General features: G+C 62.3%; 21 protein-coding genes and 1 tRNA gene. 16 read left to right on the top strand and 6 right to left on the bottom strand.

Annotated features, from left to right (window positions below; genetic code table 11):
* The first annotated feature begins 28 nt into the window (after window positions 1–28).
* Both E3374_RS04830 and E3374_RS04825 read left to right on the top strand, forming a co-directional pair.
* Entirely contained in the window at window positions 29–763 is a 735-nt protein-coding gene (locus E3374_RS04830; protein WP_136687905.1) for a proteasome assembly chaperone family protein, read from the top strand.
* 97 nt (window positions 764–860) lie between these two features.
* Window positions 861–1559: a LysE family translocator gene (locus E3374_RS04825; protein ID WP_211194916.1), complete on the top strand. Its 699-nt coding sequence runs from the start codon at window positions 861–863 to the stop codon at window positions 1557–1559.
* A gap of 18 nt (window positions 1560–1577) precedes the next feature.
* Here E3374_RS04825 and E3374_RS04820 read toward each other — a convergent pair whose 3' ends face one another.
* The gene (locus tag E3374_RS04820) at window positions 1578–2270 is read right to left on the bottom strand and encodes an HD domain-containing protein (protein WP_136687904.1); all 693 of its coding nucleotides are present in this window, start codon (window positions 2268–2270) and stop codon (window positions 1578–1580) included.
* 238 nt (window positions 2271–2508) lie between these two features.
* Between E3374_RS04820 and E3374_RS04815 the strand changes: the two genes are divergently transcribed.
* The 3 genes from E3374_RS04815 to E3374_RS04805 all read left to right on the top strand — a co-directional run bounded on the left by E3374_RS04815 (window position 2509) and on the right by E3374_RS04805 (window position 4908).
* Window positions 2509–3264, top strand: coding sequence for a GNAT family N-acetyltransferase (locus E3374_RS04815; protein WP_136687903.1), 756 nt, complete (start codon window positions 2509–2511; stop codon window positions 3262–3264).
* A gap of 180 nt (window positions 3265–3444) precedes the next feature.
* Window positions 3445–4425, top strand: a complete 981-nt coding sequence (locus tag E3374_RS04810) for a Gfo/Idh/MocA family protein (protein WP_136687902.1) — start codon at window positions 3445–3447, stop codon at window positions 4423–4425.
* Between the two features lie 111 nt (window positions 4426–4536).
* Window positions 4537–4908, top strand: a complete 372-nt coding sequence (locus E3374_RS04805; RefSeq protein ID WP_136687901.1) for a hypothetical protein — start codon at window positions 4537–4539, stop codon at window positions 4906–4908.
* A 209-nt stretch (window positions 4909–5117) separates the two neighbouring features.
* Here E3374_RS04805 and E3374_RS04800 read toward each other — a convergent pair.
* Window positions 5118–5221: transfer RNA gene (locus tag E3374_RS04800), tRNA-Gln, on the bottom strand.
* A 986-nt stretch (window positions 5222–6207) separates the two neighbouring features.
* On the opposite strand from E3374_RS04800, the gene E3374_RS04790 reads away from it, so the two are divergent.
* Window positions 6208–7419, top strand: a complete 1212-nt coding sequence (locus tag E3374_RS04790) for an RNA-guided endonuclease InsQ/TnpB family protein (RefSeq protein ID WP_136687900.1) — start codon at window positions 6208–6210, stop codon at window positions 7417–7419.
* Window positions 7420–7503: 84 nt separating this feature from the next.
* Here E3374_RS04790 and E3374_RS04785 read toward each other — a convergent pair whose 3' ends face one another.
* Window positions 7504–8265 (bottom strand): alanyl-tRNA editing protein, encoded by a 762-nt coding sequence (locus E3374_RS04785; RefSeq protein WP_136687899.1) that lies wholly within the window; start codon window positions 8263–8265, stop codon window positions 7504–7506.
* 139 nt (window positions 8266–8404) lie between these two features.
* On the opposite strand from E3374_RS04785, the gene E3374_RS04780 reads away from it, so the two are divergent.
* From E3374_RS04780 to E3374_RS04735, 10 genes are all read left to right on the top strand, one after another.
* Window positions 8405–9706, top strand: a complete 1302-nt coding sequence (locus E3374_RS04780) for a UbiD family decarboxylase (RefSeq protein WP_136687898.1) — start codon at window positions 8405–8407, stop codon at window positions 9704–9706.
* Between the two features lie 29 nt (window positions 9707–9735).
* Window positions 9736–10914, top strand: a complete 1179-nt coding sequence (locus tag E3374_RS04775; protein WP_136687897.1) for an aconitase X — start codon at window positions 9736–9738, stop codon at window positions 10912–10914.
* Window positions 10914–11342, top strand: coding sequence for an aconitase X swivel domain-containing protein (locus tag E3374_RS04770; RefSeq protein WP_136687896.1), 429 nt, complete (start codon window positions 10914–10916; stop codon window positions 11340–11342). Before E3374_RS04775 ends, E3374_RS04770 begins: the two co-directional genes overlap by 1 nt.
* Before the next feature lie 2 nt (window positions 11343–11344).
* The gene (locus tag E3374_RS04765; protein WP_136687895.1) at window positions 11345–11911 is read left to right on the top strand and encodes a UbiX family flavin prenyltransferase; all 567 of its coding nucleotides are present in this window, start codon (window positions 11345–11347) and stop codon (window positions 11909–11911) included.
* Between the two features lie 127 nt (window positions 11912–12038).
* On the top strand, window positions 12039–12947 hold the full coding sequence (locus E3374_RS04760) for an AEC family transporter (protein WP_136687894.1): 909 nt from the start codon (window positions 12039–12041) through the stop codon (window positions 12945–12947).
* A 193-nt stretch (window positions 12948–13140) separates the two neighbouring features.
* On the top strand, window positions 13141–13587 hold the full coding sequence (locus E3374_RS04755; protein WP_136687893.1) for a ferritin-like domain-containing protein: 447 nt from the start codon (window positions 13141–13143) through the stop codon (window positions 13585–13587).
* 279 nt (window positions 13588–13866) lie between these two features.
* Window positions 13867–14748, top strand: coding sequence for a transketolase (locus tag E3374_RS04750; protein ID WP_136687892.1), 882 nt, complete (start codon window positions 13867–13869; stop codon window positions 14746–14748).
* Complete coding sequence (locus tag E3374_RS04745) at window positions 14745–15677, top strand: transketolase family protein (RefSeq protein ID WP_136687891.1); 933 nt, start codon at window positions 14745–14747, stop codon at window positions 15675–15677. The genes E3374_RS04750 and E3374_RS04745 overlap by 4 nt, the downstream gene beginning before the upstream one ends.
* A 20-nt stretch (window positions 15678–15697) precedes the next feature.
* Window positions 15698–16354 (top strand): fructose-6-phosphate aldolase, encoded by a 657-nt coding sequence (gene fsa, locus E3374_RS04740; protein ID WP_136687890.1) that lies wholly within the window; start codon window positions 15698–15700, stop codon window positions 16352–16354.
* A gap of 98 nt (window positions 16355–16452) precedes the next feature.
* Window positions 16453–19149: a PAS domain S-box protein gene (locus E3374_RS04735; protein WP_136687889.1), complete on the top strand. Its 2697-nt coding sequence runs from the start codon at window positions 16453–16455 to the stop codon at window positions 19147–19149.
* Between the two features lie 19 nt (window positions 19150–19168).
* Here E3374_RS04735 and E3374_RS04730 read toward each other — a convergent pair whose 3' ends face one another.
* From E3374_RS04730 to E3374_RS17055, 3 genes are all read right to left on the bottom strand, one after another.
* Window positions 19169–20008 (bottom strand): aldo/keto reductase, encoded by an 840-nt coding sequence (locus E3374_RS04730; protein ID WP_136687888.1) that lies wholly within the window; start codon window positions 20006–20008, stop codon window positions 19169–19171.
* A gap of 62 nt (window positions 20009–20070) precedes the next feature.
* Window positions 20071–20754, bottom strand: coding sequence for a triose-phosphate isomerase (locus E3374_RS04725; RefSeq protein ID WP_136687887.1), 684 nt, complete (start codon window positions 20752–20754; stop codon window positions 20071–20073).
* Between the two features lie 189 nt (window positions 20755–20943).
* The gene (locus E3374_RS17055; protein ID WP_169051775.1) at window positions 20944–21087 is read right to left on the bottom strand and encodes a hypothetical protein; all 144 of its coding nucleotides are present in this window, start codon (window positions 21085–21087) and stop codon (window positions 20944–20946) included.
* Window positions 21088–21182: the final 95 nt, after the last annotated feature.

The raw sequence follows: 21182 nt of genomic DNA, 5'->3' as shown, positions 1-21182 counted from the left end.
TTTTGGTTCTAGCAGGCCATGTTCACGCATGGCACACGTCGCCGTCCACGATGACCTCGATCTCGATGAACCGGTCCTCGTCGAGGGGTTCCCCGGCATCGGCCTCGTCGGGAAGATCGCCGCCGATCATATCATCGAGACCTTCGACATGGCCCACTACGCGACCTGTCACTGCGATGGGCTGCCGGAGGTCGCCGTCTATCACGAGGACGACAGAGCGATCACCGGTGCCGTGCGGATCTACGCCGACGTGGATCGGGACCTGTTGGTTCTCCAGAGCGACGTCCCGGTCTCGCCACAGGCAGCCGGGGAGTTCGCCGGTTGTGTGACCGGCTGGCTCGAGGAGGTCAGCGCGTTGCCCCTCTACCTCAGCGGAATCCCGACCGACCCGGATGGGGAACGGGCACTGTACGGCGTTGGGACAGGCGAAGCGGCGGAACTCCTGTCGATCCACGATGTCCCCCCGCCGGTCGAGCGTGGGGCGATCAGCGGGCCGACCGGTGCGCTCATGTACGAAGCCAGCCGTCGCGACCTGGACGGTCTGGGTTTGATCGTCGAGGCCTCCTCGCAGTTCCCCGATCCCGCGGCCGCGAGAATCCTTCTCGAGGAAGGGATCGAACGGATCGCCGGGATCGACGTCGAGACCGAGACGCTTCTCGAACAGGCCGAGGAGATCCGGACGGCCAGGAAGAAACTCGCCCGGCAGATGCAACAGGCCAGCGAGGAGAGTTCGAAGGCCGAACCGGTCGGGATGTACCAGTAGCGAGGACGCCTCCTCCGAGCAGAATCGAGCGATCGACAGACTGGGATGGTGCCACAACTCGATACCCTTTTCGGCGAATCCGGACTACTGTCGGGTGATGGCAGTCCCAGAAACCGTCGCGACCGGGCTGGCCGGGATGGTCTTCGGACTGGCGCTTGCGGCCCCGCCGGGTCCGATGAACGCAGTCATCGCCGAGGAGAGTGTCGTCCGTGGGTTCCGGCCAGGCGTCATCGCCGGCTGTGGCGCCATGGTTGCCGACGCGACGTTCTTCGCGCTGGCCGCGCTAGGGGTCGTTTCGATCGTCCGCGAGGTAACCTATCTGCAGGGTGCGATGGTCGCCGTCGGTGGCCTCCTGATGCTTTACTTCGCCGTCGACGCCGTCCGGGAACTCGACCAAACCTTCACCGACTTCGACGACGGGGCACCCGGTTCGGACGCACGCGGCTTCAGGCGAGCGTTCCTGCTGGCACTCACCAACCCGTATCAGATCGTCTTCTGGGTGACCGTCGGTGTCGGGCTGTTGACGCCCGGCACTGTCGACGTCTTCTCACATACTCCTTACGTCGGCGACACGCTCGCGGGTGTGCTGGTCGTCCACACCGGGGACCCCGCACTGATCGTCGGGCTGTTCGGCGGCATCGTCCTCTGGATCGTCGGCTTCCCGGCGACGCTCGTCGGGGCTGGCCGTCGAATCGATCGCTTCGCGCCCGTCGTGGCGGCGCTCAGCGCAGTCTTCCTTGCGGCTTTCGGCGTGCTCTTCCTGTCGGACGCCCTCGCCACGTTCGACATATTGTGACGATCCGGGCCGCCCGACTCACTCTTCCGGATCCGCGCCGGGTTCGATGGCGGCGACTTCGCTCTCCAGCCACTCTTTGAACCAGCGGACCCGCTTGAGCCGACGGTGGAGGTGACTCTCGGCGGCGTCACTCTCGATGCGTTCGCGGGCGTCCTCGCCGCGCTCGACGACCCGTTCGACCATCTCGGCGGCGTCCGTGTGGTCGCGGGATTCGTATCCCATCCGTAACAACAGGAGGGCGACGCCATTGGCGCCGACCTTGTCGAGGACGTCCGCCTCGATGAGACAGCGAGTCTCCAGGGGCAGGTCCGTTAAGTCGCCCTGATAGGAGTGCTCGCGGATGGCCTCGACGACCTGTTCGACGAAGGATTCCGGATAGTCCCCGTGGGTCGTCAGGAACTCCTTGGCGATGCGGGCTCCCGCCTCGGCGTGTTCGTCCTGTTCGGCCTCGAGTTTCGCGATATCGTGAAAGAGGGCTGCGACGCGGGTGACCTGCAAGTCTGCGCCCTCCGTGCGCGCGATATCGGCCGCCAGCTCGACCACATTGAGGATGTGGTTGTACCGGTACTCCGCGGAATGCCAGGGGTACCACCGCATCCGACCGCCCGCCTGTTCGTTCTCGACGCTTGCTTCGAGATAGTCGTGGACGAACCGCTTCATCTCCTCGACATCGTCGTCCGAGACGGGTGACTCCCGGATCTCAACACCCACAGAACCACCTCCGGCGGCTTCGCGTAGTACTCATCTTGGCTAATAAATGGTGGGTTCGGCTCTTTAGCGTTACGACACCGACAGGAGCCGCCAAACCCGGCTAACCCCTCCGAGAGCCACCGTGCCTCCGTCACTGATCAGCACTTCCATCACGACGCCGTCGCAACCACGATGGCCGCTGCGTGTCGGGGGTCGATGCGCCGGTTCGCTTAAGAGGGCCGATCCCACAATGGGTACCATGGAGATACGAACCGCGACACTGAGTGACAAACCGGCGATCCGGGACGTTGCCAGGCGGTCCCTCCAGTCGTCGTACTCGCTGAGTCCGCAGACGATCACCAGTGGGGTCGAGGAGTGGTACGGGGAGGAACCGCTCGACAGCAGTCTTGGGTCTGCCGATCGAAAACTACTGGTCGCCGAATCCGACGGACAGATTGTCGGGTTCTCCGAGAGCACGCTGACGGCCGACCGGCCGTGGGTTACCGACGAGGCGGACGAAGGTCGGGACGCCCTCCTGCTTTGGTTGCACATCGACCCCGAATACCGCGGCGAGGGGATCGGGACGGCACTGTTCGAGGAGACGATCGATCGCCTCCGTGAATCGGGTGCGACGACGGTCCAGGGACGGGTCCTCGCGAACAATCAGGACGGCACCGACTTCTTCGAGTCACAGGGCTTCGAACGCGTCGGCCGGACCGAGATCGAGATCGGCGGTCGCACGCACGTCGAGTATCGTTACGTCGCCGAGCCTACCGGTCTGGAACCGCTCGAATCCGGCGAACAGACTGTCTACGTCGACCACGACGAATCCGAAGGCGGATCGGAGGCCCCGTTCCACATCGTCTACACCGATCCCGACCGGGAGAACCGCTACGGGTACTACTGTGACAACTGCGGACAGCTCGCCAACGCGATGGATGCAATGGGTCGTATCGAATGCACTGACTGCGGGAACCGGCGCAAACCGACCCGGTGGGACGCCGCATACCTCTGATCGGGCACTCGTGCCCGCCGGCTCGTCGGTCGTCGGTTCGTCGACTCGCGTTCGCTCGTTGGGCCCATTTTCACCCGACCTTTCGTTCGTTTCGTCGTCACATCCAGGATGAAGATGAAGTCCTCACCCGACGGCCGGTGAACCCGGGTTTTCAAGAGGGAACCGGACGCAGTTGAATGCATGCGATTTGGCATTATCAGCACGGCCGACATCGCCCGCAACGCGCTCGTGCCGGCGATCGAACGGAGTTCCCACGAAGTAACGGCAATCGCCTCACGGGACGGCGATCGCGCCGCGAACGTCGCGGGCGAACTCGACATCCCCAACGCCTACGGTAGTTACGAGGCCATGTTCGAGGAGGCTCCGATCGACGCCGTCTACAATCCCCTCCCGAACGGTCTCCATGCCGAGTGGACGAAACGGATAGCCGACGCCGGGTTGGACATCCTCTGTGAGAAACCGATCGCAGTCGACGCTGACGAGGCCCGTGAGATGTTCGAATACTGTGCCGAGAGGGACGTGACGCTGATGGAAGCGTTCATGTACCGCTTCCACCCACGGACGGAACGGGCAGCCGAAGTCGTCGACGAAGAACTCGGGGAGGTCCGTACGGGCTCTTCGGCGTTTACCTTCCGGCTCGACGACCTCGAAGATATCCGCCTCGATCCCGACCTCGCCGGCGGTTCCCTGATGGATCTCGGTTGTTATACGGTCAGCGCGATGCGGTTGTTCCTCGGCGAACCCGAGCGGGTGTACGCCCGGAGTGCCGACACCCGTGACAGCGGCGTCGACACGCAATTGACCGGCGTTCTGGAGTTCGAGTCGGGCGCGACGGCACGGATCCACTCCGGGTTCGATACTCCCGAGGCCGAGGCTTATCGGGTCGAGGCCGTTGACGGGTGGCTCGAAGCAGAGAACGTCTTCGGAGCCGCTCCCGACCAGACTGTCTCCATCGAGTACGAGGTCGACGGCCGACGGACGACCGAGGAGTTCGATCCGGTCGACCCGTACCAGCGGGAAGTCGAACACTTCGCCGACGCCGTCGAAGCTGGAGAACGCCCCCGGATCGACGACGTGGAGTCTCTCCGGAACATGGCCGTTATCGATGCCCTCTATGAGAGTGCCGAGCGGGGCGAAGTCGTGACAGTAGATAAATATTAATGAAGCAGTACTGTCGGTAATATCCTTTCAAAGTCCTTCTTTCCGCCGTTTGGAAAAATAAATAATTTATACTAACCTTTTTATCCGTCAGTCACCAACTGTCAGAAGAAGATGGCCCCCTCTAGTACGGTATCGGACAGCAACTGCGGATCGCCGAGACGGAAGTCCGTGTTGTTCTGTGCCAACTGCGGTCACGACAGCCACGTCGAGGGCGACTGGGTCCTCCACGAGCGGCGCGGTTCGCGGTCGGTCTGGTACCAGTGTCCAGAGTGTGGTCACGCGGTGTCTGTCCGGCCGACGCGGTCGCTGGAGGAGTCACGTTTGCCGTCGCCCATCTCGGCGAGTAGTTCCCGTGGTACGTACGGAACTCCGCCGAGAGAGACGCCAGAAGTCGAACTCTGGACGGATTTCTGGGATACCTACCGACAGATGACGACGGCCTGGCTCCGACCCTGGAGTGACGTCGACGTGATGGCCGACTAAACGCCAACGTTCGACCGTGTGTACCGCTCCCGTTCGGTCGCGTAAGTCGATTCACCCGACTCTAACGTCCTGGTCCGTCCTTGTCCGTTCAGATACATCATGCTATGGCGACCCGCTCGGGTGAAGGATTGCTCTGTGATGGGGCTTCAGTCCGGACCGTGACGGCAAGCCTCTATCCAGTTTATTCCGATTGAAACAATACTGAAATATAGTCCCGGGCGGATTCGAACCGCCGTCAGAGGCTTTCTTCCGGAATCTGACGTATCAGATCTCGTCCAAAGGCCTCTATGATTGGCCACTACACCACGGGACTGCACAGAAGAGTTGTCGATCAGTGTTTAAGAGCGTTATCTTTCCGACGGATCGCAAGATGGTTTCGGCACCTGGATTGAGCCGGGATTCACCGTCTCGACAGGAACCCCTTCTCGGCGGCTTTGTAGCGAATCTGTGCGTGAAGCTTCGCAAAGCCCCATGCGTCCGGAGTTATACGGATTATTGTAGATTATTCCCGGATGACGCCGACCCGGGGGTCGACGGATACCGGTACATCACGACAATAATCCGTATCAGTCATCACGGCTGCCGAAGACGCCCGTGACCGACTCCAAGACACGACCGGGTGGGCCACCCAGATAGCTGGAATCTCGCCGCCGGAGACATCGATCGCTCGCCGGATCGCCGCTCGTCCGACCCTGCGCGTGCTCAAACAGTACGGACAGGAATTTCAGTCCGAACACCTGCCGTAAGGACAAAAGTGTCTCCGTTGGTGAATGTATCGTCCTCTGACTCATCTGCATTGAGCACACCAATCTCATCTATCCTGAGCCGGGAGAAACTGAGACTATAGTGGGTCTAACGGGCCTGTGATGAGAAGTTGCCCCATCTTGCTCGGTTACGGGTAATACAGCGACCTTTTTCATCGTCGGGTTTCCTCACTCGCTTCGTTCGCCGCTGGAGCCACTTCTCGAAAAGCGTCGATGAAAAAGGCCGAGCGCTTCGAGCGCGGCGAATCGCGCGAACGAGTGGTTCGAAGAACCCGGTAGTTCGTGCGAATGCCGTCGGTCAGTTCGCCCATCTACTGAACAGTTAATTCACGATGTGCTTGCTGAAACACTCGTGCTTACCAGGATCGCTCTGTTCAAACCAGGTAGCGAGGCGGATTCCCCGCCCTTCCGAAAACCTCCGGTTTTCGGCTTTCGCAAATCTTCGATTTGCGTCAACACCGTGGGCGGGGTTGAAGCCGACACTTGCTACCACAAACCACGGGCTATTAACTAACTCTACCTTCTATTGAAAATAGTGGCAGACGACTACCTGAGACGCACTGCGATCACCCGCCCCATCCTCACCGACGAGCAACAGGACTTGCTCGACGCCACCATCAGCGAGTGGAAAACTGCCTGCAACATCAGCAGTCGCATCGGATGGGATGCAGGTGAGACGCGGAAAACCTACCTCCAAGACCTCGCCTACGACACAGTGTTGGAGGAAACACGTCTCGGGAGTCAGCACGTAATTCTCGCCACCCACCAAGCCGCAGCCGCACTCGATGGTGTCGAAGCAATCGAAGAGCTTGATGAACACGACAAAACGTCCCGACCTGAATTTACCAGCAACACGGTGAAATACGACACCCGGACGATGATACTGTTCGAGGACGGGTCTGTTTCGCTTGCCACTGTCAAGGGTCGGATTCGGTGTGACCTGAACCTCCCCAACGAAGAAGACGGGTATCAACACGAATACCTCACCGATGAGGAGTGGGAAGTAACAGAGTCTACGCTGTCAAAGCGTGATGACGAATACTACCTGCACCTCGGGTTTCGCAAAGACAAACCCGAAAAACAGGTCGAAATACAGGATGACGACGAGGACAGGACAGTTCTCGGCGTTGACCTCGGCATCGTCAACATCGCCACCACCTCGACAGCGTACTTCGCCTCCGGCAGAGAACTTCGACACCAGCATCGAGAGTTCGAGCGGATTCGCGGTAATCTCCAGCAGACTGGGACACAATCCGCCCATCGGACGATTCAGCAGATGAGTGGGAGAGAATCACGGTATCTTCGTGACCAACTCCATCAAGTTGCGAACCAGATTCTCGAAGACGCACGTACTCACGACTGCGAGTACATCGCATTCGAGAATCTACAGCACATCCGAGAGCGTGCGCCGCCCGTCAAAGAGTTCCACCAGTGGGCCCACCGACAGCTCGTTGACCTCGTGGAGTACAAGGCTGACGCCGAGGGGATTAGCGTCGAGTTTGTAGACCCGAAGAACACGAGTCGGCGCTGTCCCGAATGTGGGCACACGAGCAAGGGCAACCGAGTGCGACAGGCGGAATTCGAGTGTGAGTCGTGCGGAGTAACTCAGAATGCGGATTACGTGGGTTCGAAGAATGTTGGGTGGCGGTACGTCCGTCGCGGCCTACAGTCGTCGCGGCGGACGGGTGACAGTCAACTCGCCCTGAAGTCAGGAACCGTGACGTCCTCAGGTTTCGTAGAAACCTGATGGGCTGCACGAGAGCTTCGCTCTCGTGAACGCCGAATCGGGGCTTTGTCCCGTCCGACTAACCATGGTCGGGAGAGGCCGAGTTCACTGACAAGCCCCGCCCACCGTGCGCGGGGCAGTTGACTCCTCACGCAACTCGAACTCGATACGCTCGACGTCAGCACCTTTCGAGAGCCGATTCGTGATCTCGATTCGGCCGATTTCGCCCGTTCGATCGACGTGGGTGCCGCCGCAGGGACACATGTCGAAACCGCCGATCTCGACGACCCGCAACTCCTCGACGTGATCGGGCAGCAGATCGAGATTCGACCGTCCTTCGGCGACGTTCTCCTCGACGATCTCGCGTGGTCGTTCGTCCTTCGTGACCGCCAGATCGCGTTCGATCACGTCGTTGGTCCGTTGCTCGATCAGTTCGAGATCCTCGTCGTCGAAGTCGGCGGGTTCGAAGTCGATCCGCGAAAACTCGGCGTGTATCTGGTTGCCCGCCGTCGTCGCGTCGTACTCTTCGAGAACCACCCGCGAAAGGACGTGTTGAGCGGTGTGCATCCGCCGGTGGGCTTGGCGGCGGTTCTCATCGACGTGGCCCGTGACAGGGTCGCCTTCATCCGGCAGAACGCCCTCTACCTCGTCAATCTCGTGGTGGATCTCGCCGTGGTCTTTCCGAACGTCGACGACCGGTGCGGAGCCAACGCCCCACTCGATAGTTCCGTGATCGGCCGGTTGACCGCCGCCCTCGGGATAGAAGTACGTCTCATCGAGGACGATCGATTCTTCGGTGGCGTCGACGACAGTCGCTTCGAAGTCGGTCACGTCGTCGGCGTCGGGCAGGTATCGTAGTTCGGTCATGTCCGGAGGTACGAAGACGGTCCCTACTAAATTCCCGATCTGCCGATGGCGAGTCCGCGGGTCAGTCCAGACGGGCGTTCCCAACTGCCGGGAGCAGACCCCAGCACATGAATAGGATGCCGTGCAAGGACCGTCTATCATGGGTTTACGAGACTTTCTGGCCGGAGAGGAGCAGACAACGCTCACAGAACCCGTCGATCCGCGCTTTGAACTCCCGGCACTGGCCGTAACGGACGAGACCAGGCCGACAGTCTTCGAGCGCGTCGAGGGCTATCCTGACGTCCGCGCGGTCGCCAACACGCTCGGTTCCCGGGAGATGATCGGCCGGGCGCTGGGCATCCAACCCACCGAGATCGTCGAGGCGATGGGGTCGGCGATGGACGATCCGCTACCCGTCGAGGAGACAGCCGACCCGTCTTTCGAGCACGTCGCGAGCGATCCGACGATCGACGAGCACGTTCCGATTCCGATCTTCTACGACGAACACGAACGCCAGTACTTCGCCTCCTCGGTCGTGATCGCCGAGGACCCCGAGACTGGCGTCACCAACTGCTCGTTCCATCGGATGATGTTCGACGAAGGCAATCGGGTCGTCATGCGACTGGTCGAGCGCCACCTTCACGACATCTATACCCGGACGGAGGGTGGCCTCGACGTGGCGATCGTGATGGGCGTCCACCCGGCGGTCGAACTCGCGGCGGCGACCTCCTTCGCGCCAGAGAAGAGCGAACTCGCACTGGCCAATCGGCTGCTCGACGGCGACCTGGCTATCGCCGACGCCGACGGGATCGCCGTGCCCGTCGACGCCGAGATGGTCATGCGCGCGACGATCACCGACGAGCGAAGCGAAGAGGGGCCGTTCGTCGACCTCTCCCGGACGTGGGATCGCACGCGACAGCAACCAGTCGTGACTGTCGCGGAGCTCTATATGCGTCCTGATCCGTACGCGCGGATCATCGTCCCCGGCCGGACCGAACACGCCCACTTGATGGGGATCCCACAGGAACCCAGGATCTACCGGATCGTCGAGAACACCGTCCCGACGGTCGAGAACGTCGTGTTGACGCCCGGGGGGTGTTCGTGGCTCCACGGCGTCGTCCAGATCGACAAGCGGACGGAGGGGGATCCGAAAAACGCCGGGATGGCCGCACTTGCGGGTCACCCGTCGATGAAGAAGGTTACCGTCGTCGACAGCGACATCGATCCCGCGGATCCGACGGCTGTCGAGTGGGCAACCGCGACGCGGATGCAACCCGACGAGGACATCACCCTCATCGAGAACGCCAAGGGATCGTCCCTGGATCCGTCCCAGGACTACGATCGCGGGACGCTCGCGAAGTGGATCGTCGACGCAACTGTGCCCGGCGACCGGGACCGCGCGGATTTCGCCGAAGTGACCGTGCCCGGTGCCGAGGAGATCGACCTCGAAGACTATCGATAACGACTGCCACAGAACCATCACTATCAGCCATGCACCTGACACAGCACGAGGAAGACTTACTCGAATCGGACAACGATGCCGTCCGGAAGGCGATGGAACTGCTTGTGAAACTCGGTGATATCTACGGCGCCGAGGAAATGATCGAGATCGAGTCCGCCCAGGCCTCGGGCATCTCCTACAAGTCGATCGGTGACCCCGGCGTAGAGTTCTTAGAAGGCTTCGCCGAGGAAGGCGCCGAGACCTCGGTTCCGACGTTCGCCAACCCTGCGGGGATGGACTTCGAGCGCTGGGAGGAACTCGGAATCGACGAGGCGTTCGCCGACAAACAGAAGCGCATTCGAGACGCGCTCAAGGAGATGGGGATCGTCCTATCCTTTACCTGTACCCCCTATCTCGCGGGGAATCTCCCGCGACGTGGCCAGCACGTCGCCTGGGCGGAATCCTCTGCCGTTTCCTTTGTCAACAGTGTGGTCGGCGCAAAGACCAACCGTGAGGGCGGTCCCTCGGCACTGGCCGCGGCGATCACCGGCCGGACGCCGAAGTATGGACTCCATCTCGAGGAGAATCGCCAGCCGACCTACCGCATCGACGTCGAAGCCGACATCGAGAGCCAGGCCGACTTCGCAGCGCTTGGCTCCTGGACGGGCCGACTCGTCGAGGACGGCAAGCCGTATTTCGCCGGGATCGATTCGGGCGGAACGGACGACCTGAAATCACTCGGTGCGGCGATGGCTGCGACCGGCGCGGTCGCACTCCACTTCGTCGAGGATGTGACGACGGAGATGGACCCACCCGAAAACGTCGAGACGGTGACGTTCGGCGAAGGAGAACTCGAAGAAGAGTACGCGGAACTCACCACCGCCGACGATCCGGAACTCGTCGTCATCGGGTGTCCGCATTGCTCGCCCGAGGAGATCCAGGACGTGGCGGCGACCGTCGAAGGCAAGGCCCTCACCAGCGATCTGTGGGTCTGTACGAGCGCATCGGTCAAGACCTGGGCCGATCGCAACGGACTGACTGAGACGATCGAAACGGCCGGCGGGAAAGTGCTTGCCGACACCTGCAACGTCGTCTCGCCGATCGAGGAACTGGGCTACGAATCCAGCGCGACCGACTCGGCGAAGGCAGCGACGTATCTCCCGGGATTCTGTAACCAGGACGTGGCGTTCAACGACAAGGAGACGCTGCTGGCGGAGGTGACTGAGTAATGACTTCGGAAGCGAGCAACGAGACGGCCCCGGAAGCGATCGATGCCGAACCGATCACCGAGGGCACGGGTCGCGGGGAGGTCCTGCGCTCACCCGTGCCGATCAGTTTCTACGGCGCTGTCGAACCCGACACCGGCGAGTTCATCGAGGACGGCCATCCCCTGGAGGGCGAAAACATAACTGGGAAAGTGCTTGTCTTCGCGCGCGGGAAGGGATCGACGGTGGGCTCGTACGTCCTCTACGGCCTGGCGAACAACGGTTGTGCGCCCGCAGCGATCGTCAACGAAGAGACCGAAACCATCGTCGCGACAGGGGCGATTCTCGGGGAGATACCCTGTGTGGATTCGCCCGCGGCTGATCTGGACAGCCTTGAGGACGGCGAGACCGTCGCGGTCGACGCCGACGCGGGTACCATCAGGCGGGTGTAACCGTGGAACGGATCGTCGTCGGCGTGACGGGTGCCTCGGGGATCCCGATCGCCGTTCGGACAGTCGAAGCACTCGTCGAGCACGCCGAGGTCTACACCGTGGTTACCGACGCCGCCGAGTCGGTGATGGCCCACGAGTCCGGCTCACGCGAGGCGACGATGGGTCGACTTCGGCAAGCGTCAACGGAACTGTACGGCGAGAGTGAGGTGGGCGCACCGATCGCCTCAGGCTCGTACGACACCGACGGCATGGTGATCGTGCCGGCCTCGATGAACACCGTCGCGGCCGTTGCCACCGGCCGCGCGGACTCGCTGGTGACCCGGGCCGCCGACGTCACGCTGAAGGAACGCCGCCAACTTGTGATCGTTCCGCGGGAGACACCGTTCAGCCAGATCCACCTGGAGAACCTCACGAAACTCGCAGGCATGGGCGTCGACGTCGTGGCGCCGGTGCTCGGATTCTACTTCGATCCCCAGGAACCCGCGGACTTCGTCGATCACGTCGTCGGGAAGATTCTCGAACGCTTCGACCTCGATCACGACTGCTACGACCGCTGGGACCCGACGTGATCCGAACGGATTCCAGACGGTGGCGGGCCCGATCGATCTCGGCGTCGTCCCCGTGTCGTTCGAGCACACTACCCAAAGCAGCAACAACTGGAAAACTCCAAACGGCCGCGCAGTCGAGCGGTGGACGATGGACGTACTGACTCGGCTGGTGGTCATGATCGGCTTGCTGGCGGTCGGCGTCGCACTCCGGGAGGTCGAGGTACTCGACGCCACCCGCGTCGGCTGGCTCAACAGCGTCGCTTTCTATGTGGTCCTGCCGGTACTGGTGTTCGACTCGACACACGCTCAGCCGCTCGGCGAGATCGTCTCGCGGGAACTGCTGGTCGGCGTGGTCGGTATGTTGATCGCGATGGCGGCGATCGCGTGGGCGGTCCACCGACGCATCGACGCAGACGGGCCACGGGCCGCGGCCACGGTCCAGTCTTACCATACGAATCTGGGGTATATCGGCCTCCCGGTCGTGGCGAGTGCGCTCGGCGAGCGGGCGGCGGGGATCGGCAGTGTCGTCCTGGGGATCGGCGCGCTCGTTCAGATCCCGCTGACTGTCACACTCCTCGTCCGGATCACCGGCAGCGGGACGAACGTCCGCGAGGAGGTAACACGACTGCTCACCAATCCTGTCCTGATCGCGTTGCTCGTTGGACTGACGGTCTCGCAGATCCCGTTCACGCTGGCAGGGCGACCCGCCGACGGCGTCGCGCTGATCGCCGAGGCAGCCCTGCCCGTTGCGTTGCTCTGTGTCGGCGGGTCGATCGAACTCGAGTCGATCGACTTCGACCGGTCGATCGTCGGTACCGTCCTGGTGTTGAAACTGCTGGTCATGCCGGCCGTCGCCTGGCTCGTCTTCGCCGGTCTCGGCGCTGATCCATGGACACTCCGGACGGCTGTCGTCATGTTCGGGGCGCCGGCGGCTGTCTCGACGTTCGTCTACGTTACCGAAATGGGCGGGGATCGACGGCTGGCCTCGGTGAACGTCTTTCTTACCACGGTCGCCTCGGCGATCACCCTCTCGGCGCTGATCGCCGTCGTACCCTGACGTGTACGCGCGTCGCCGACGACGTCAGTGGCCGAACGTCTTCGCCTTCGCGACGAGTCAGGGACACCAGCGACTATCAACGCGCTGTGGGTGAGGCGAGTGGCCGAACGTCTTCGTCGCCCTCCCGAATCGTTCCCAGTCGCTGGGACCGGGCTGTGATCCTTTATGTTCGGCGGGTGGAACTACAGAACGCATGTCCGAGGACATCGTCGACCTGCTCGAGCAGGCCTATTTAGACGAAGTGGAGACCGCGATGAACTACCTCGCCAACGCGATCTACTTAGAGACCGTGCTGGGCGAGACTGTCGCCGAATCACTCAAAGAGGACGTCGAGGAGGAACTCCATCACGCCGAGGAACTGGGCTATCGGCTGCGCTTCTACGGCGAGGTTCCTCCGGCCTCTGCCGACTTCGAGGTCAACCAGGAGTCGCTGCAGCCGCCCGCCGAGGGGAGCGACGTGCTCGCGGTCGTCGAGGGCGTCATCGAGGCCGAGGAGGACGCCGTCGCGACCTACGAAGCTCTGATCGACGCGGCCGAGGCCGCCGAGGATCCCGTTACGGAAGACCTCGCGACCGAACTGCTGGCCGACGAACAGGCCCACCTCGCGGAGTTCCGCAGCTACCGGAAAGAATTCGCCTGATATCTGTGCGTCCGGGCCGCTCTGGCGAACCGTCCGACTGATTCCCGGCGTTCGACGGACCACGGGCGTCACCTAGTTTGTCCGTCGAATCCGATGAGTGTCCCGGCAGAATCGTGTTCCTCGTCCGGGACAATCACGTTCAATCATTTATTCCGCGCCTGCGTCGTTCCCCGCCAGACGTTCAATTTCTTCCCGATATTTGGGCTATACCGCCTTCTCAGTTCGTGAATCGTGCGAAATGGGAAGCTTTTTACTCGCGAGAAGGGGAATCTTTCGTGGGTGAAAAACTTGCCTGGTAATCGAGCGCCAGACGGCGATCTGGACGAGCGAATCGAAGCGTATCGCCAGACGGCACAGGAGGTCCGCAGGGACATCGTCGAGATGGTCTACGCGGCACAGTCGGGCCATCCGGGCGGCTCGCTGTCTGCCGTGGAGTATCTGCTCTGGTTGTACAACGAGGAACTGAACGTCGACCCCGAGAATCCCGACGATCCGGATCGTGACCGGCTCATCTACAGCAAAGGGCACGCCTGTCCGGTGCTGTATGCACTGCTAGAACGGTACGACTTCATCGACGTTGATCCCAACGAGGAGTTCCGTCGCCTCGGCGGGGCACTCCCGGGTCACTCCTCACCGAAGGTCCCGGGCGTCGAGTTCCCCTCTGGATCGCTCGGCCAGGGACTGTCCTACGCCAACGGTCAGGCGATGGGTGCCGATTTCGACGACGCCGAGTACGACGTCTACGCCATTCTGGGCGACGGCGAGACCCAGGAAGGCAACATCTGGGAGGCCGCGATGTCGGCCGGCGAGAAGGAGCTGGACATCGTCGCGATCGTCGACCGCAACAAGAAACAGAACGACCTCCCCGTCGCCGAGACGATGGAGATCGACCCACTGGCCGAGAAGTTCGAGGCCTTCCGGTGGGATGTCTGGGAGGTCGACGGCCACGACTTCGGGGAGATCGCCGACGCCTTCGAGGAGATCAACGCCACCGACGGCCCGCGGCTACTGATCGCCAACACCGTCAAGGGTCACCCGATAGACTTCATGGAGGCCCAACCCAACGGCTATCACGCCGGCGCGTTGACCGACGAGGAGTTCGACGAGGCCCTCGAGGAACTTGGCTTCGACCCCGCGACCGCGGAGGTGACGACCAAATGAGCGAGAAGATATCGACCCGGAACGGCTTCGGGAACGGATTGCTGCGCGAGGCTGAGGAACGCGAGGACTTCATCGTCATGGACGCCGACCTGGCCAAATCCACCCGGGGCGGCTGGTTCCGCGACGAGTACCCCGAGCGCTGGATCAACGTGGGCATCTCCGAGCAGGATCTGTTCGCGACGGCGGCCGGCATCGCCGAGACCGGCCGACCGGTCTTTGCCAACACGTTCGCCATCTTCTCCGAGCGTGGCTTCGAGCAGGTGCGCCAGCAGATCGCCCGCCCGAAGCGCAACGTGACCGTCGTCGGCAGCCACGCCGGCGTCATCACGGGCGAGGACGGCCCGAGCGCCCAGACCATCGAGGACATCTCTGCCTATCGCGGCCTGCCGAACCTGCGCGTCATCTCGCCGGCCGACGCCGTCGAGGCCAACGCCCTGGTCACCGCGCTGGCGGACGACGACGATCCCGCCTATCTCCGACTGATCCGGGAATCCGTCCCCGTCATCCACGACGAGGACGAGTACGAGCCGACGATCGGCGAGGGCGAGATCCTTCGTGACGGGTCTGACGTGACGCTGATGGCCCACGGCGCGATGGTCCACGTCGTCCAGGAAGCCGCCGAGGTCCTGGCCGAGGACGGCATCGACGCCCGCGTCGTGAACATGTCGACGATCAAGCCCCTCGACGAGGAACTGGTCGTCGAGTCCGCCGAGCAGACCGGCGCGATCCTCACCGCCGAGGACCACAACATCTACGGCGGCCTGGGTAGCGCCGTCGCCGAGGTACTCGCCGAACAGCGCCCCACACCGATGAAGCGCGTCGGCATCGAAGACGAGTTCGGCACCTCCGGAAACGGACTCGACCTCTACGAGTACTACGGCTTCACCGGCGAGGACATCGCCGAGACGGCGAAAGGGCTATTGGAGTAAGTCCACTAACACAACTGATCATGCGCACATATATCGACTCAGCGTTCGTCGAGGAGGTACGAGAAGCGGACGAACTGGGACTGGTCGACGGGGTCACCACGAACCCGTCGCTGGTCTCTTCGACTGACCGGGAGTATCGTGATATCATCGACGAACTGGACGAGTTCGTCGACGGCCCCATCAGCGTCGAGGTCATCGCCACCGACTACGAGGGCATGCTCGAAGAGGCCCGCGAGTACGACACCTGGGGCGACAACATCGCCGTCAAATTGCCGATGACTCGCGACGGCATGAAGGCCCTGCAGACGCTCACCGACGAGGGCGTCCAGACCAACATCACGCTGGTGTTCTCGGTCAACCAGGCCCTGATCGCCGCCAAGAACGGCGCGACGATGGTCTCGCCGTTTATCGGCCGGCTCGACGACAACGGCCACGACGGCGTCGGCCTCATCGAGGATATCCGCGAAGTCTACGACAACTACGACTTCGAGACGGACATTCTCGCGGCGTCGATCCGCCATCCCTACCACGTCCAGGAGGTCGCCAAGGCGGGTGCCGATATCGCGACCCTGCCGCCGGCTGTCGCCGATTCGATGTTCGACCACCCGCGCACCGACAGCGGGCTCGAAGCCTTCCTCGACGACTGGGGCGACCGCGAGAGTCCCGCGCTGAAGTAAGCCTCTCGTCGCTTTTCGTCACCGTTCGTCGCGAGTATCTGTTCTGAGAATCGTCACCACAGGTTTTTGATCCTCGCCTGTCAATAGATATAAAATAGATGACGAACGAACCGGTCGAAATCGCCGTCTTACACGTCGACGACGAGCCGGATCTGGCCGCACTCGTGGCTGACATGCTCGAACGGGACGATGACATCACCGTCGAGACGGCGACGGACGCCGAGGAAGGGCTTGCCGGACTCGCGGAAGGACGATTCGACTGTGTCGTCTCGGATTACGCGATGTCGGGGATGGACGGCATCGAGTTCCTCGAGGCGGTCCGGGCGGACTATCCCGACCTCCCGTTTATCCTCTACACTGGGAGGGGAAGCGAAGAGGTGGCAAGCGAGGCCATCACCGCCGGGGCGACCGACTACCTCCAGAAGGGCGGCGGAACCGAGCAATACGACCTGCTCAAAAACCGGATCCACAACGCTGTCGCCCAGTATCGTTCGGAGAGACGGGCGGTCAAACTCGACCGGATCCGGACGCTTGCCAGCGACGTCAACCAGGCACTCGTACGGGCAGACTGCCGTGAAGAGGCGGAATCCAGCGTCTGCGAACGGATCGTCGACACCGACCGCTACGGGTTCGCGTGGATCGGGGCCGTCGACCCGGACACGGATCGTCTCCGGCCCCGAACGACGGCCGGGGCGGGCGACGACTATCTCGATGAGATCACGGTCACGGCTGAGGACAGCCCGACTGGACAGGGACCAGCCGGGACTGCGATCCGCGAACGACGCGTCGCAGTCACGGAGAACATCGCAGCGGACGCCGAACTCGATCGATGGGCCGACGCGGCGATCGCCCGCGGATTCCAGTCTATCGCGGCTGTCCCGCTCGCTCACGAGGAGACACTCTACGGCGTCCTCACACTGTACGCGGACGATCCCCACCCCTTCGACGAGGACGAGTGCGGTCTGCTGTCGGAACTTGGAGCCGACGTTGGCCACGCCCTACACTCGTTTGCCATCGACGAACAGCGCCGCGAGGAGCGTGATCGCCGGGAGGCGCTGTTCGTGAACGCGCCGACGCCAGTCGCGGCCTCCAGTCCCCTGGGCGAGGACGGCGGACAACACATCACTGACGTCAACGAGGCCTTCGAGACGGTCTTCGGGTTCGATCGGGACGTCGTCGTCGGCGAAGCCGTCATGGACGTCCTCGTGCCCGAGGAGTACGAGGACGAACACGCCGAGTTCCGCGAACGGACCGCAAAAGGGGAGGCCATTACCGCCGACGTCGAGCGACTGACGTCCGACGGGATCCGGGAGTTTATCATCCATATTATCCCCTACGGGCTGGACGACGGATCGCCCGACGGCAACTACGTATGGTACACTGACGTCACCGACCGGACGACCCGGGAACGCGAACTCCGGGCGTACCGTCAGGCGGTCGAATACGCCGGCCACGCGGTCTACTGGACGGACCCCGACGGGGTGATCGAGTACGTCAACCCTGCGTTCGAACGCCAGTCCGGCTATACCGCCGGGGAAGCGATCGGTCAGGACGCGTCGATCCTCAACTCGGGTGAACACGACGAGGCGTTTTACGTGGACCTCTGGGAGACGATCCTCGACGGCGAGACGTGGGTTGGCGAACTCGTCAACGAGGACAGCGACGGCGAACACTACGTCGTCGAGCAGACGATCACCCCTGTCACGGACGAGGAGGGAACGGTCGAGCGGTTCGTGGCGATCAACGTCGACGTCACCGACCGCAAGGAGCGCGAGCGGGAACGCGACCAGGCCAATACGGTCCTGCGGACGATCGTCGAGAATCTGCCGATGGCCGTCCTCGTCGAGGACGCCGACCGCGATGTCCTGATGGTCAACGAGCGATTGCTCTCGCTCTTCGATGCCCCGTATTCGACCGACGCGTTGATCGGTCAGGACTGTACGCTGGCCGCCGAGAATTTCAAGGATTACTTCGCCGATCCCGAGGGGTTCATCGACGGAGTCGACGAGCGGATCGATGCGCGTGAACCCGTCAAAAACGAGCGACTTGAACTCGCAGACGGACGCGTACTCGAACGCGATTACGTGCCTTACACGCTGCCCGACGGCGAGGCCAATCTCTGGCTCTACCGGGACGTCACCGATCGGATTCACAACGAACAGCGCCTGAAACAGCAAAACGATCGCCTCGATCAGTTCGCAGGCGTCGTCAGTCACGATCTCCGGAACCCCTTGAACGTCGCGAGCAGCCGACTCGAACTCGCCGCGGAGGAGTGTGACAGCGGTCATCTCGCACACGCATCGACAGCCATCGAGCGAAGCCTCTCGCTGATAGAGGACATCCGGACGCTCACAGTCGAGGGGATGGCGACTATCGAGACGGAACCCGTCGGGCTCGCCGACGCGGCCGCGGATAGCTGGCAAACGGTGATGACGGCCAAGGCGACCCTTTCCGTCGAGACCGACCGGACGATCGACACTGATCCGGGACGATTGAGACAACTGCTCGCGAACCTCTTCGCGAATGCAGTGACACATGCCGGTGAGGACGTCGCTGTCAGGGTAGGTGCGCTCGAAAACGGGTTCTACGTCGAAGACGACGGACCGGGTATCCCCGCGGACGACCGCGAGGCGATCTTCGAACCAGGTCACTCCACAGCCGAGGACGGCACTGGGTTCGGGCTCGCGATCGTCGAGGCGATCGCAGACGCTCACGACTGGACGGTCTCTCTTGGGGAAAGCGAGAACGGCGGCGCACGGTTCGAGTTCACTGGCGTCGACGTACTCTACGAGTAGGCTCCTGTCGGTGGACCGGTTACTCTGCCATACCCCAGACGTCGTCGTCCCACGATCGGGCGCGATCGTCGTAGACCGGCTCGTCGCGATCCAGATCGTCGATGCGCGCGTGATCGTCCGCTTCGAGTTCGAAGTCAAAGAGGTCGAAGTTCTGCTCGATGTGTTTCCGGGAGGTCGAGCGCGGCAGGACGACGACGTCCTTCTCGACGGCCCACCGGAGGACGATCTGGGCGGGCGTACGGTCGTATTCCTCCGCAAGCTCTTCGATCACGGGGTCATCGAGCACTTCAGTGCGTGCCAGCGGGGCCGCGGCTTCGACGACGATATCGTTCTCCTGGCAGTACTCGACGAGTTCCGGACGCTGAAGGTAGGGGTGGAACTCGATCTGGTTGACGGCGATCGGGACGTCGGTGACGTGTTGGGCAGCGCTGAGCTGGTACAGATCGAAGTTCGAGACGCCGACGTTCCGGACCAGTTCCTGCTCTTCGAGCGTCGCCATCGCGTCCATCGTTTCACGCACCGAGATCGCGGGGTTGGGCCAGTGGATCAGATAGAGATCGAGATAGTCCGTCTGTAGGTCTTCGAGCGTCGTCTTTGCGGCTTCGATCACCGACTCGTAATTGAGGTGCTTGGCCAGGACCTTCGATGTCAGAAACAGTTCGTCGCGATCGTGATCGGCCAGTACCTCGCCGAGCGACGGCTCGTTCATGTACCCTTCGGCAGTGTCGATGTGGGTGTACCCGACGTCGAGTGCCATCTCGACCGGTTCCTGGACCGTCTCACCTTCGAGTTCGTAGGTGCCTTTGCCGACGACTGGCAGTTCGTCGTCACTGGGAAGCGTCGTTGTTGGGACAGTCATCGTTCACGTGGAGATTTGCTCCCCTGGACCTTAACGTGACCGCTCGCGTCGCTCTGCAGGATCTACTTTACCGATTCGACGACCTCACCGATCTCACGGAGGAGTCTCTCCTGATCGTCGACCGTGGCGATCGCCGACGCCGCGCCGGTCGCGTCCGCTCCGAGTTCGAAGGCCCTCCGGACGTCTTCGGCCGTCGATATGCCACCACCGACGCGGACTCTCGTGTCGGGGGCCACGTCGTCCCGCATGTCGAGAAACCGATCGATGCGTTCCGGATGGGTCCGGGTGATCGCCCGATCGGTCGAGATATCCTCCGGACGCTCGAAGAGCAACTGATCCGGTTCGAGAGCGGCGACTGCTCGTCCCGTCTCGACGCTATCGACGCAGACGATCGCGTCCAGACCGACCTTTCGACAGCGGCCGATCTTCGTCTCGATGTCCGCCACCGTGTCGCGGTTCTCGGCGTGATTGATAACGGCCCCGGCCGCCCCCGCTTCTGCGAGCGCTTCGGGCAGAAGTGTTCCCATCCCGCGTCCAGGGGAGACGGGATCGACGGCCGGTGCAAAGACTGGCAGGTCAGTCTCGCTGGCGATCAGTCGAAGGTCGGGGACCTGTGGCGTCACCACGAAGGAAGCGTCAGTCTCCTCGCCGATCCGTTCGATCGTCTCCGCGAGGGCGAGGCCGTCGGTCCCGACTGTTCCCGGATAGACCTTGTGGTTGACCTGGAAGTGTGGGTACGGTAACATTCTTTCGGGTAGCTATCTTGATTCAGCGAGAGAATCCCGCCCTTCCCGCGAAGGACGAGTTTTCCGACGCTCTGTCGGAACCGAGGACTGAGTCGTTCGAAAATCAGAGATTTTCGTGATCACGAGAGACTCCGTCTCTCGGACGACAGGGCGGGAGTGAATCGCGTAAGCTCTGGTGAAAACGCCGTGTTACTGCTGGTCGTGAGTCTCCAACGTGTCGAGTCCCGCTTCTAAAACCTCTGCATAGGATTCCGAGAGGTCCAAATCGTTCGCTTCTGCGTAATCTTTGACTCGGCCGCCGAGCGTGTGTGAAATGTAAATATCTGGTGTCATACGAAAAGACTTTAAGACTAAAATTATAAACATCTGTTGTCGTGAAGCGTACCAACACGTTCGCCGTGCGACCGCTCACCGACGACGATGAGCAG

This window comes from Halorhabdus amylolytica (assembly GCF_004944975.1).
GTDB lineage: Archaea > Halobacteriota > Halobacteria > Halobacteriales > Haloarculaceae > Halorhabdus > Halorhabdus amylolytica.
The sequence above is the reverse complement of the archived record's forward strand: the minus strand, read 5'-3'. Positions and strand labels throughout refer to the sequence as shown.

Coding starts and splice junctions, on each gene's coding strand:
- E3374_RS04805 (WP_136687901.1), top strand. CDS start 4,537: ATGGCCCCCTCTAGTACGGTATCGGACAGCAACTGCGGATCGCCGAGA.
- E3374_RS04780 (WP_136687898.1), top strand. CDS start 8,405: ATGGGTTTACGAGACTTTCTGGCCGGAGAGGAGCAGACAACGCTCACA.
- E3374_RS04755 (WP_136687893.1), top strand. CDS start 13,141: ATGTCCGAGGACATCGTCGACCTGCTCGAGCAGGCCTATTTAGACGAA.
- E3374_RS04815 (WP_136687903.1), top strand. CDS start 2,509: ATGGAGATACGAACCGCGACACTGAGTGACAAACCGGCGATCCGGGAC.
- fsa (WP_136687890.1), top strand. CDS start 15,698: ATGCGCACATATATCGACTCAGCGTTCGTCGAGGAGGTACGAGAAGCG.
- E3374_RS04730 (WP_136687888.1), bottom strand. CDS start 20,008: ATGACTGTCCCAACAACGACGCTTCCCAGTGACGACGAACTGCCAGTC.
- E3374_RS04770 (WP_136687896.1), top strand. CDS start 10,914: ATGACTTCGGAAGCGAGCAACGAGACGGCCCCGGAAGCGATCGATGCC.
- E3374_RS04745 (WP_136687891.1), top strand. CDS start 14,745: ATGAGCGAGAAGATATCGACCCGGAACGGCTTCGGGAACGGATTGCTG.
- E3374_RS04825 (WP_211194916.1), top strand. CDS start 861: ATGGCAGTCCCAGAAACCGTCGCGACCGGGCTGGCCGGGATGGTCTTC.
- E3374_RS04735 (WP_136687889.1), top strand. CDS start 16,453: ATGACGAACGAACCGGTCGAAATCGCCGTCTTACACGTCGACGACGAG.
- E3374_RS04830 (WP_136687905.1), top strand. CDS start 29: ATGGCACACGTCGCCGTCCACGATGACCTCGATCTCGATGAACCGGTC.
- E3374_RS04785 (WP_136687899.1), bottom strand. CDS start 8,265: ATGACCGAACTACGATACCTGCCCGACGCCGACGACGTGACCGACTTC.
- E3374_RS04760 (WP_136687894.1), top strand. CDS start 12,039: ATGGACGTACTGACTCGGCTGGTGGTCATGATCGGCTTGCTGGCGGTC.
- E3374_RS04725 (WP_136687887.1), bottom strand. CDS start 20,754: ATGTTACCGTACCCACACTTCCAGGTCAACCACAAGGTCTATCCGGGA.
- E3374_RS04775 (WP_136687897.1), top strand. CDS start 9,736: ATGCACCTGACACAGCACGAGGAAGACTTACTCGAATCGGACAACGAT.
- E3374_RS04810 (WP_136687902.1), top strand. CDS start 3,445: ATGCGATTTGGCATTATCAGCACGGCCGACATCGCCCGCAACGCGCTC.
- E3374_RS17055 (WP_169051775.1), bottom strand. CDS start 21,087: ATGACACCAGATATTTACATTTCACACACGCTCGGCGGCCGAGTCAAA.